6 protein-coding genes are annotated in these 10,907 nt (G+C 71.2%); 2 read left to right on the top strand and 4 right to left on the bottom strand.

Features of this window, described 5'->3' with window-relative positions:
- The first annotated feature begins 244 nt into the window (after nucleotides 1–244).
- Complete coding sequence (gene lexA, locus AB0I73_RS25965) at nucleotides 245–1,024, top strand: transcriptional repressor LexA (RefSeq protein WP_363041119.1); 780 nt, start codon at nucleotides 245–247, stop codon at nucleotides 1,022–1,024.
- Nucleotides 1,025–1,146: 122 nt separating this feature from the next.
- Here the strand turns inward: lexA and AB0I73_RS25960 are convergent, their stop codons facing one another.
- Nucleotides 1,147–3,171 (bottom strand): ATP-dependent DNA helicase, encoded by a 2,025-nt coding sequence (locus tag AB0I73_RS25960; RefSeq protein WP_363041117.1) that lies wholly within the window; start codon nucleotides 3,169–3,171, stop codon nucleotides 1,147–1,149.
- Nucleotides 3,172–3,533: 362 nt separating this feature from the next.
- On the opposite strand from AB0I73_RS25960, the gene AB0I73_RS25955 reads away from it, so the two are divergent.
- Nucleotides 3,534–4,754, top strand: coding sequence for a hypothetical protein (locus AB0I73_RS25955; protein ID WP_363041115.1), 1,221 nt, complete (start codon nucleotides 3,534–3,536; stop codon nucleotides 4,752–4,754).
- A gap of 403 nt (nucleotides 4,755–5,157) precedes the next feature.
- Here AB0I73_RS25955 and hflX read toward each other — a convergent pair whose 3' ends face one another.
- The 3 genes from hflX to AB0I73_RS25940 all read right to left on the bottom strand — a co-directional run bounded on the left by hflX (nucleotide 5,158) and on the right by AB0I73_RS25940 (nucleotide 10,754).
- Nucleotides 5,158–6,654, bottom strand: coding sequence for a GTPase HflX (hflX, locus tag AB0I73_RS25950; protein WP_363041113.1), 1,497 nt, complete (start codon nucleotides 6,652–6,654; stop codon nucleotides 5,158–5,160).
- A gap of 139 nt (nucleotides 6,655–6,793) precedes the next feature.
- Nucleotides 6,794–8,443 (bottom strand): M1 family aminopeptidase, encoded by a 1,650-nt coding sequence (locus AB0I73_RS25945; protein WP_363041111.1) that lies wholly within the window; start codon nucleotides 8,441–8,443, stop codon nucleotides 6,794–6,796.
- Between the two features lie 148 nt (nucleotides 8,444–8,591).
- Complete coding sequence (locus AB0I73_RS25940; protein ID WP_363041109.1) at nucleotides 8,592–10,754, bottom strand: HD domain-containing protein; 2,163 nt, start codon at nucleotides 10,752–10,754, stop codon at nucleotides 8,592–8,594.
- Between the last annotated feature and the right edge of the window lie 153 nt (nucleotides 10,755–10,907).

Genomic DNA, 10,907 nt, shown 5'->3' with positions numbered 1-10,907 from the left:
ACGGGCCTGCCTCGATGTCTGCGGCCACGCCCGCGCGGCGGACGACCTGGCCAATCCGTTCGCCCGCGAACTGGTCCGACGGCACTGGAAGGGCGCGCCGGCCCGACGGAAGCGTCGCCGCCAATACACCGCAGCACGCGATCGCATAACCTAATTCGCGATTTTTCACTCGAACGTGTGTTTGGCGCAACCTTTCGAAAGCTACTACCGTTGTCCTGCAGGGAGACCATCGAGAGGGGCCGACGTGACCACCACCGCCGACAGCGCCAGCATCGCTGCCCAGGACCGCTCCCAGGGCCGGCTCGAGCCGGTGCATGCGACGAGCGAAGCCACGCATCCTGAGGGACCCAAGCGCTCCTTGCCGGGCCGACCTCCTGGCATCCGGGCGGACAGCTCCGGACTCACCGACCGCCAGCGCCGGGTGATCGAAGTCATCAGGGACTCGGTGCAGCGCCGCGGCTACCCGCCGTCGATGCGTGAGATCGGCCAGGCGGTCGGCCTCTCCAGCACGTCATCCGTGGCGCACCAGCTGATGGCTCTGGAGCGCAAGGGGTTCCTGCGTCGCGACCCGCACCGCCCTCGCGCCTACGAGGTGCGCGGCTCCGACCAGGTCACCTCCGTGCAGCCCACGGACACCGCGGGCAAACCGGCCGCGTCGTACGTACCCCTGGTGGGCCGTATCGCCGCCGGTGGCCCCATCCTCGCCGAGGAGTCGGTCGAGGATGTCTTCCCTCTCCCCCGGCAACTCGTGGGTGACGGCGAGCTGTTCGTCCTGAAGGTGATCGGCGACTCCATGATCGAGGCCGCGATCTGTGACGGCGACTGGGTCACGGTCCGACGCCAGCCCGTCGCCGAGAACGGTGACATCGTGGCGGCGATGCTCGACGGCGAGGCCACCGTCAAACGCTTCAAGCGCGAGGACGGCCACGTCTGGCTCCTCCCGCACAACGCGGCCTACGAGCCGATCCCGGGCGACGACGCGACCATCCTGGGCAAGGTGGTGGCCGTTCTGCGCCGCGTCTGAGTTCGGTGCGGGGCGGCCGGTCCGGCCCCGCCCTCCGACCGGGCCCCGGGACCCCTGCGCCGGTTCCGGGGCCCTGTGCTGTCCGAATTCGTGGCCGCGATCCGTGACGGGTCGCCCCGCCGTCACTCCGTCTCCACCGGTGCTTCCTCCCCGGTCTCGGCCCGCTTCGCCGCCGCGTCGATCGCGGCCAGGGATCTCCTGGCCTGGTTCCGGTCCGTGGTGAACCAGAAGTCGGGCAGCGAGGCCTTCAGGTAACTTCCGTAGCGGGCCGTCGCCAGCCGCTGGTCCAGCACGGCGACCACACCGCGGTCGCCCGTGGCCCGAACGAGACGGCCGGCGCCCTGCGCCATGAGCAGTGCCGCGTGGGTGGCGGCGACCGCCATGAAGCCGTTGCCGCCCGCCTCCTCCACGGCCTTCTGGCGGGCGCTCATCAACGGGTCGTCCGGACGCGGGAACGGGATCTTGTCCATGACGACCAGTTGGCAACTGGGGCCGGGGACATCGACACCCTGCCAGAGTGACAACGTGCCGAACAGGCAGGTCTTCGGGTCGGCCGCGAAGGTCTTGATCAGTTCGCCGAGCGTCTCCTCGCCCTGAAGGAGAATCGGGAACTCCGGGATCCGGGAGCGCAGTTCCTCCGCGGCGAGTTGGGCGGCCCGCATCGAGGAGAACAGGCCCAGCGTGCGGCCGCCCGCCGCCTGGATCAGCTCGGTGAGTTCGTCGAGCATGTCCGCGCGGTCGCCGTCACGGGCCGGGCGCGCCAGGTGCTTCGCGACGTAGAGGATGCCCTGCCTGGGGTAGTCGAACGGAGAACCGACGTCGACGCCCTTCCACCGCGGCAGGTCGTCTCCTTCGGCGCCCTCGGGGCCGAGTCCCAGGGAGGCTCCCACCCCGTTGAAGTCGCCGCCCAGTTTCAGGGTCGCGGACGCCAGGACGACGGAGCGGTCGGTGAAGAGCTTTTCGCGCAGCAGACCGGAGACGGACATGGGGGCGACGCGCAAAGAGGCGCCGCTGTGCCGGTATGCGGCGCCGCCGCGGGGCTCGTGGCGCTCGTACCAGACGACGTCCCATTCGGAGCCGTCGGTGATCCGCTCCGCCACGTCGTGCACGCTCTCCACCGAGGCCAGCGCCTGTTTGCGGACCGCGTCCTCGTCCTGGACGGACCTGTCGCGGGTGCCCCCGATCGCGGAGATGACGGTCCGGCACGCGTCGCGCAGCGCCATGAGCGCGTATCCGAGGTCCTCCGGGATCTCCTCCAGGCGACCCGGGAGAGCCAGTTCCATCACTCGTTCAAAGCCTTCGGCCGCGGTCTGCAGCTGGTCGGCGGACTTCTCATCGGCGAGTTTCGCAGCACGGCGCACCGCCCGGTTGACCTGGCCGGGGGTGAGTTCCCCCGTGGCGACCCCGGTGACCCGGGAGACCAGTTCATGGGCCTCGTCGACGATCAGCACCTCGTGCTGCGGAAGCACCGGAGCGCCCTCGATCGCGTCGATCGCGAGGAGCGCGTGGTTGGTGACGACGATGTCGGCCAGTTTGGCCCGTTCACGGGCCATCTCCGCGAAGCACTCCGCGCCGTAGGCGCACTTCGTGGCGCCCAGGCACTCCCGGGACGACACCGACACCTGGGACCAGGCCCGGTCGGAGACGCCCGGCGTGAGGTTGTCCCGGTCGCCGGTCTCCGTCTCGTCCGCCCAGTCACGCAGGCGCAGCAGGTCCTGGCCCAGCTTGCTGCTGGGGGCGGCCGCCTCGAACTGGTCGAAGAGGCCCTCCTCCTCGTCCTGCGGTACGCCTTCGTGGAGACGGTGCAGACACAGGTAGTTGGACCGGCCCTTGAGCATCGCGAACTCCGGGCGGCGGCGCAGCAGGGGATGCAACGCCTCCACCGCGCGCGGAAGGTCGCGCTCCACGAGCTGGCGCTGCAGGGCCAGCGTCGCCGTCGCCACGACGACTCTCTCCCCCTGGGCGAGCGCGGGCACCAGATAGCCGAGCGACTTTCCGGTGCCGGTCCCGGCCTGGACCAGCAGATGGGAGGCGTCGTCGATCGCTTCGGCGACGGCTTCGGCCATGGTCACCTGGCCGGGGCGCTCCGTGCCGCCGACGGCGGTGACGGCGGCGTGCAGGAGTTCAGGGAGTGAGGGCTTCGTCATAGCGCGACCACCCTACGGCCCGGCACCGACAATCATGTCCTCCGTGACCGCCGGGGAGGTGCCGACGCCGGGTCGGCGGAGCCGTCCCGGCGCGAAGTCCGGTGAGCCCGGGGGCCGTTGCTCACCGCACGAGGGGCGACAGGCCGTGTCCGGTCAGGCGTCACAGTGGCGGGTTCCGGAGATCGTCCGGGCCGGAACGCTCGTAGCGAAACCGTTGCCGTTCCGTCGGTCGTCCCCCACGGCGAGCGCATAGTGTGTGGTGCCGTTCCCGGTGGTCGTGTGTTCGCTCCGGACTCCGCTCGAGTCCAGGATGTGAGCACGGCCGAAGCACCATGTTCGTCCACAGCAGGGGGAGTCAGATCATGCGATCCATACGGCCGTCGTCCACCACTCGCCGAGGCGGGAGGGCGCGCCGCGGAACCTCCCCCGTGCTGACCGCCGTCGCGCTCGCCTCGGTGCTCGCGCTCACGGCGACCGCCTGCGGTTCGAGTGACGACACCGCGGGCGGCGACGCCTCCGCGACCGCCGCGGCCGGCGACGGCAAGATCACGATCCCGGACGACATCAAGGACCGGCTCAAGGAGCACGGGATCGATGTCGACAAGTGGCGGAACGGCGAGTGGAAGAACTGGGACAGGGACGACTGGCTGCGTGAGGCCAACGACTACATCAACCCGATCATCGAGGACCTGTGGGATCCGGACCGCATGCGGGACGCGGAGGAGCCGGAACAGGAGATCGACGAGAGCGACATCTCCGGTGACCAGGGCGTGACCGACCCGACGCCGGAGCCGGTGCAGGCGCAGGCCGTGCCGCCTTCCTACCACGCCAGCGCCCCCACGTCCGGCAAGGTGTTCTTCGACTCACCGGAGGGCACCATGGTGTGCTCCGCCACCGTGGTGCAGGACCCCGCCAACCCGGGCAAGTCCAACATGGTGTGGACGGCCGGCCACTGTGTGCACGCCGGCAAGAAGGGCGGCTGGTACCGCAACATCGCCTTCGTGCCGTCGTACAACGACGCGGGCAGGCCGACGGCGGAACTCGAGGGCGCCGCCCAGGAGGAGGTCGCTCCGTACGGCGTCTGGTGGGGTGACTGGGCGCAGACCTCCGACCAGTGGATCGAGCAGGGCGGTTCGACCGGTGGCGACGGCGCCTCGTACGACTTCGCGGTCATCCATGTGACGCCGGAGAAGGGCGGTGACGGCAAGTCGCTGGAGGAGACGGTCGGTTCGGCGCTGCCGGTGGACTTCAACGCTCCGGCGGTGCCCGACATGGAGAGCGTGACCGCGACCGGTTACCCGGCCGGAACCCCGTACGACGGCCAGAAGCTGTTCAGCTGCGAGGACCGGCCGGGCCGGCTCTCGCTCGACACGTCCGAGCCGACGATGTACCGGATCGGGTGCAGCATGACGGCCGGTTCGTCCGGTGGCGGCTGGGTCGCGGCGGGCTCGGACGGCAAGCCCGCTCTGGTGTCCAACACCTCCATCGGCCCGGTGACCTCGGGCTGGCTGGCCGGTCCCCGGCTGGGCGACGAGGCCAAGGGCGTCTACGACGCGGTCAGCGACAAGTTCGCCGGACAGTGACCGACGTGCCCGTTCCCGCGTGCTCCGCGCACCGGGGAACGGGCACATGTCCAGCAGGGCATCCATGGGTTCAACGGGGGTCATCGCACCATGCGTTCCATAGGTACGTCCGCGCCACGCCGGCATCGCAGAGTCCTCGCCGCCACCGGGCTCGTCGTCACCCTGGCGCTCGCCGTGACCGCGTGCGGCGGTTCCGGGTACTGAACGGCAAGACCGTCTGGTGTCGAACACCTCGATCGGTCCGATCGACGACACCTGGCTCGCGAACCCGCAGGGGGCCGGGACGCCGAGTCGCTGTACCAGAACACGAGCAGGGCCTACTGCGGCCGGTGACCGCACACGCCGACGGCCCGCCCCCTGCCGGAGCAGGGGGCGGGCCGTCGCGTCGCTGCGGGCCGCCGGCTCAGTGAGCGGCCGGGGCGAGCAGGTGCGGCGTGAGTTCCGCCGCCAGTTCCTCGTGCACCCGCACCTTGAGCAGGGTGCCCTCCGGGGTGTGTTCCTCGGAGATCACCTCGCCCTCGTCATGGGCGCGGGCGACCAGCTTGCCGTGCGTGTACGGCACGAGCGCCTCGATCTCCACCGCCGGGCGGGGCAGCTCGTCGTCGATGAAGGCGAGCAGTTCCTCGATGCCCTGACCGGTGCGGGCCGAGACCGCGATGGAGCGCTTCTCCGTCCGCAGCAGCCGCTGGAGCGTCAGCGGGTCGGCCGCGTCGGCCTTGTTGATCACGACGATCTCGGGTACGTCGGTGGCACCGACGTCCCTGATCACCTCGCGCACGGCAGCCAGCTGCTCCTCCGGAACGGGATGCGAGCCGTCCACCACGTGCAGGATCAGATCGGCGTCGCCGACCTCCTCCATGGTGGAGCGGAACGCCTCGACCAGATGGTGCGGCAGATGCCGGACGAAACCGACGGTGTCGGCCAGCGTGTACAGCCGTCCGCTCGGCGTCTCGGCCCGGCGCACGGTCGGGTCGAGGGTCGCGAACAGGGCGTTCTCGACCAGTACGCCCGCGCCCGTGAGGCGGTTGAGCAGCGAGGACTTGCCCGCGTTGGTGTAGCCCGCGATGGCGACGGACGGCACCTTGTTGCGTCGGCGTTCCTGGCGCTTGATGTCGCGGCCGGTCTTCATCTCCGCGATCTCCCGGCGCATCTTCGCCATCTTCTCGCGGATCCGGCGCCGGTCGGTCTCGATCTTGGTCTCACCGGGGCCACGGGTGGCGAGCCCACCGCCCGTGCCGCCGCCCATCTGCCGGGACAGCGACTGACCCCAGCCGCGCAGCCTCGGCAGCATGTACTGCATCTGCGCGAGCGCGACCTGCGCCTTGCCCTCTCGGGACTTGGCGTGCTGGGCGAAGATGTCCAGGATCAGGGCCGTACGGTCGACGACCTTGACCTTGACGACGTCCTCGAGGTGGATCAGCTGGCCGGGGCTCAGCTCACCGTCGCAGACGACCGTGTCGGCGCCCGTCTCGAGGACGATGTCACGCAGCTCCTCGGCCTTACCCGAGCCGATGTAGGTCGCCGCGTCGGGCTTGTCCCGGCGCTGGATCAAGCCGTCGAGTACGAGGGCGCCCGCCGTCTCCGCCAGGGCCGCGAGCTCCGCGAGGGAGTTCTCGGCGTCCTGCGCGGTTCCCGATGTCCACACGCCGACGAGCACGACCCGCTCCAGCCGGAGCTGTCGGTACTCGACCTCGGTGACGTCCTCGAGCTCGGTGGAGAGGCCTGCGACGCGGCGCAGGGCCGCACGCTCGGAGCGGTCGAACTGGTCGCCGTCCCGCTCTCCGTCGATCTCGAGGCTCCAGGCGACGTCCGCTTCCATCAGGGCATCGGCCCGGAGGCCCTCGGGGTAGGTCTGCGCGAGGCGCTTGGTGTCCTGGGAAGAGGAAGAAGAGGAGGTCATTGGGTCCTTACGTCGATGGGATGTCGCAGGTGGCGACGGAATGCGGCCGTCACACTCCACAACGCACGAGCCCGCCGGGAGATTCCCGTCGCCCGTGCCGCGGCGACCTGACGATGGTGACACGGCACGGGGCGTCTCGTCATCGTGTTTGTTCCCGGTTCCCACCCGATCGATGCTCGACCGGCGCGAGCGGTCTCGTGGACGGGGCTCCGGGCTCGGTCGTGGACTTCCAGTCCGGGTGGCCGGGCATCGGTGGGGTCTTGGAGTCGTAGAGCCAGGGCTCCAGGAATTCCGTCAGGTCCCGTCCCGCGACCTCGGAGGCGAGCCGGACGAAGTCGGCGGTGGTGGCCGTGCCGTTCCGGTGGTGGGTCACCCAGAGACGTTCCAGGCGTTCGAAGGCGGTGCGGCCGATCTCCTCGCGCAGGGCGTACAGCACGAGCGCGGCTCCGGCGTAGACGCTCGGCCTGAAGATGCTGACCTTCTGACCGGGTTCCGGGGCCTTGGGAGCGGCGGGGGGCCCGCCCGTCGCGCGCCAGTGGTCGGAGGCCTCGTAGGCGACCTTCATCCGGGCGTCGAGGGACGGGCCGGACTTCTCCTGCGCGTACAGCGCCTCGTACCAGGTGGCGTGGCCCTCGCCGAGCCACAGATCGGACCAGGTGTGAGGACTGACGCTGTTGCCGAACCACTGGTGGGCGAGTTCGTGCATCATGATCGACTCGATGTACCACGCGGGGAGGCCGGGCTCGGTGAAGAAATCCCTCTCGAAGAGGGACAGCGTCTGGGTCTCCAGTGCGAAGCCGGTGGAGGCGTCGGCCATGAGCAGGCCGTACGTCTCGAAGGGGTAGCGGCCGACCCTGGCCTCCATCCAGGCGATCTGGTCGGGGGTCTTCGCCAGCCACGGTTCGAGCTTCTCGCGGTGCTCCGCGGGGACGACGTCACGCAGCGGCAGCCCCTGCGGGCCGGTGCGGTGCAGGACCGCGGAGCGGCCGATGGACACCTGGGCGAGTTCGGTGGCCATGGGGTGCCGGGTGCGGTACGTCCAGGTGGTCGCTCCGCGTGCGCGGTCGACACCGGTCGGCAAACCGTTGGCGACGGCCGTGTGCCCCTCGGGGGCGGTGATGCGGAAGGTGAACATCGCCTTGTCGGACGGGTGGTCGTTGCACGGGAACACCAGGTGCGCGGCGTCGGCCTGGTTGGCCATGGCGAGGCCGTCCGCGGTGCGCACCCAGCCGCCGTCGCGGCCCTCGGCCGGCACCGGATCGCTGGTGTGCCGCACCGTGATGCGGGTCCGTTCGCCCGCCCCCAGACCGCCCTCGGGCGTGATCACGAGATCCTCCCCGGCGGTGGTGAAGGCGGCCGGGGCCCCGTCGACCTCGACCGACTGGACCGTGCCGTGGGCGAAGTCGAGGTTGATCCGGTCCAGGTCCGCGGTCAGCCGGGCGACGATCGTCGTGGTGGCCCGGAGCGCCTTGTCGTTGGTTCCGGGGTAGTTGAGGGCGAGGTCGTACGACGCCACGTCGTATCCGGGGTTGCCCAGGTGCGGGAAGAGGCGGTCGCCGATGCCCAGCGGCGTGGCCGGGGCGCTCGCGGCGAGGAGGCAGACGGAGACGGCCGACGCGAGCAGCGCGGCGGAGGTCCGCCGGCGACGGCCACGAGGGACCACCGTACGGGCGGTCGCGCCGTGGGCGGACGGACCGGGGACGGCCGGACGGTCGGATGCCGGACCGGGAGCGGTCGGGCCGGGAGCCGTCGGGCCGGGAGCGGTCGGGCCGTGGGGAGTGAGCAGCATGGCCCACGGCTACCAGCGCGCGCGGGCGCCTCGGCGACGGCGCGCTCCCGGCCCACCCGATCGGGTGGGCCGGCAGAGAGGCATTCGGACGGTGGGGCCGCCGCGCGGCGGGCGCTCACGGCCGGGCGCCCCGCACGCACGTGTGCCGTCAGGCGCCCTGGGTCTGCGGCTTGGCCCGGCTCACGTCGTACACACCGGCCACGTTGCGCATCGCGCGCATGAGGGCGGGCAGGTGTGCGGCGTCGGGCAGCTGCACGGTGTACGTGTGCCGCACCTGTTGCTGGGTCGGGGGCTCGACGGTCGCGGAGACGATCTCGGCGCCTTCGAGGGCCATGGCCTCGGTGAGGTCCGCGAGCAGGTGAGGCCGGACGAACGATTCGGCGACGAGCGTGACCCGGCATTCGGCTCCCTCCCCCCAGTGCACGCCGACCTCCGCGCGCCCCGCGTTCTTCATCCGCGCCACGGCGGCGCACTCGACCCGGTGCACGGTGACCGCTCCCCCGCGCACGGCGAAGCCGGTCACCGCGTCGGGCGGCACGGGCGTACAGCAGCCGGCCAGCCGTACGGTCGCGCCGGGCCGGTCGGCCAGGACCTGGGCGCCGGTGGAGGGACCGGGCACCGTTCCGGGCGCCTGGGCGGCGGGCTCCTCGGCGGGGCGGGGAGCCCGCCGGGCCTCCTCGGAGCGGGCGGCCGGCGGGTCGCTCCGCTCGGGGTGGGCGGTCAGCCAGCGCTGGATGGCGATCCGCGCGGCGGGCGTGTGGGCGTGCTCCAGCCACTGCCTGGAGGGCTCGGAGGCGGGGTCCTGTCCCATCAGGAGCTGGACGGTGTCCCCGTCCTTCAGGGTGGTGCTCAACGTCGCCAGACGGCCGTTGACGCGGGCGCCGATGCACGCGTGCGCGTCCTCCCCGTACTGCGCGTACGCGGCGTCCACGCAGGTCGCCCCGTCGGGCAGGCCGATCGTGCCGCCGTCGGGGCGGAACACGGTGATCTCGCGGTCCTGGGCGAGGTCCTCGCGCAGGGTCGACCAGAAGGTGTCGGGGTCGGGTGCGCCGCGCTGCCACTCCAGGAGCCGGGAGAGCCAGCCGGGCCGGGTCGGGTCGACGCGCTCGCCGTCGCTCGCGGACTGCTCCTCGACCGGGGCGGCGTACGGGTTGCCCAGGGCGACGACACCGGCCTCGGCGACCTTGTGCATCTGGTGGGTCCGGATGAGGACTTCGACGACCTGGCCGTCGTCCCGGGCGACCGCGGTGTGCAGCGACTGGTACAGGTTGAACTTGGGTACGGCGATGAAGTCCTTGAACTCCGAGACGACCGGCGTCAGGCAGGTGTGCAGCTCGCCCAGGACCCCGTAGCAGTCGGCGTCCTCGTTCACCAGCACCAGCAGACGGCCGAAGTCGGCGCCGCGCAGCCGGCCGCGTTTGCGGGACACCCGGTGCACGGAGACGAAGTGACGGGGGCGGATGCGGACCTCGGCGGGGATGTCCGCCTCGCGCAGCACCTCGCGCACCTCGTCGGCGACCTCGGCGAGCGGGTCGTCCGCGCGGGAGGCGTTGCGGAGGATCAACTCGCGCGTGCGTTCGTTCTCCTCGGGGTGCAGGATCGCGAAGACCAGGTCCTCGAGTTCCGTCTTGAGCGCCTGGACCCCGAGCCGCTCGGCGAGGGGGATGAGGACGTCCCGGGTCACTTTGGCGATGCGCTCCTGTTTCTCGGGACGCATGACGCCGAGGGTGCGCATGTTGTGCAGCCGGTCGGCGAGTTTGATCGACATCACGCGGACGTCGTTGCCGGTGGCGACGAGCATCTTGCGGAAGGTCTCGGGCTCGGCCGCGGCGCCGTAGTCGACCTTCTCCAGCTTGGTGACGCCGTCGACGAGGTAGCTCACCTCCTCACCGAACTGCTCACGGACCTGATCGAGCGTCACCTCCGTGTCCTCGACGGTGTCGTGGAGCAGGGATGCCGTCAAGGTCGTCGTCTCGGCGCCGAGTTCGGCGAGGATCAGGGTCACGGCCAGCGGGTGGGTGATGTACGGCTCGCCGCTCTTGCGCATCTGGCCGCGGTGCGAGGACTCGGCCAGGAGATAGGCCTGGCGCAGGGGTTCGAGACCGGCGTCGGGATGGTGGGCGCGATGAGCGTCGACCACATGGCCGATGGCGTCGGGGAGCCGGTCGCGGGAGGCGGGGCCGAGCAGCGCTGCACGGCCCAGTCTGCGCAGGTCGAGCCGGGGGCGGGCCTTCCTGCGGGCCCCTGTGGGCGCGACATGACCCGATGTCGCAGGACCTGGGCTCGCAGGATCCACGGCCTCCGCGTTCATGGGCACCTCCGGCTGCGTTGACCGGCGGACGGTGTGCCCCAGGGCGGACTCGGGCTCAGGGGACGGCGTTCGTCCCCCGTCCGGGCCGGTGCTTGATGCTACCGACCCCAACACGTGCGACCGACCGCCTCCCGCCGAGCGTGAAACGGATCA

It is taken from the genome of Streptomyces sp. NPDC050388, from assembly GCF_040655635.1.
Lineage (GTDB): Bacteria > Actinomycetota > Actinomycetes > Streptomycetales > Streptomycetaceae > Streptomyces.
This window is presented reverse-complemented; position numbering and strand designations above follow the sequence as displayed.

Coding starts and splice junctions, on each gene's coding strand:
- AB0I73_RS25960 (WP_363041117.1), bottom strand. CDS start 3,171: ATGACGAAGCCCTCACTCCCTGAACTCCTGCACGCCGCCGTCACCGCC.
- AB0I73_RS25955 (WP_363041115.1), top strand. CDS start 3,534: ATGCGATCCATACGGCCGTCGTCCACCACTCGCCGAGGCGGGAGGGCG.
- hflX (WP_363041113.1), bottom strand. CDS start 6,654: ATGACCTCCTCTTCTTCCTCTTCCCAGGACACCAAGCGCCTCGCGCAG.
- AB0I73_RS25945 (WP_363041111.1), bottom strand. CDS start 8,443: ATGCTGCTCACTCCCCACGGCCCGACCGCTCCCGGCCCGACGGCTCCC.
- AB0I73_RS25940 (WP_363041109.1), bottom strand. CDS start 10,754: ATGAACGCGGAGGCCGTGGATCCTGCGAGCCCAGGTCCTGCGACATCG.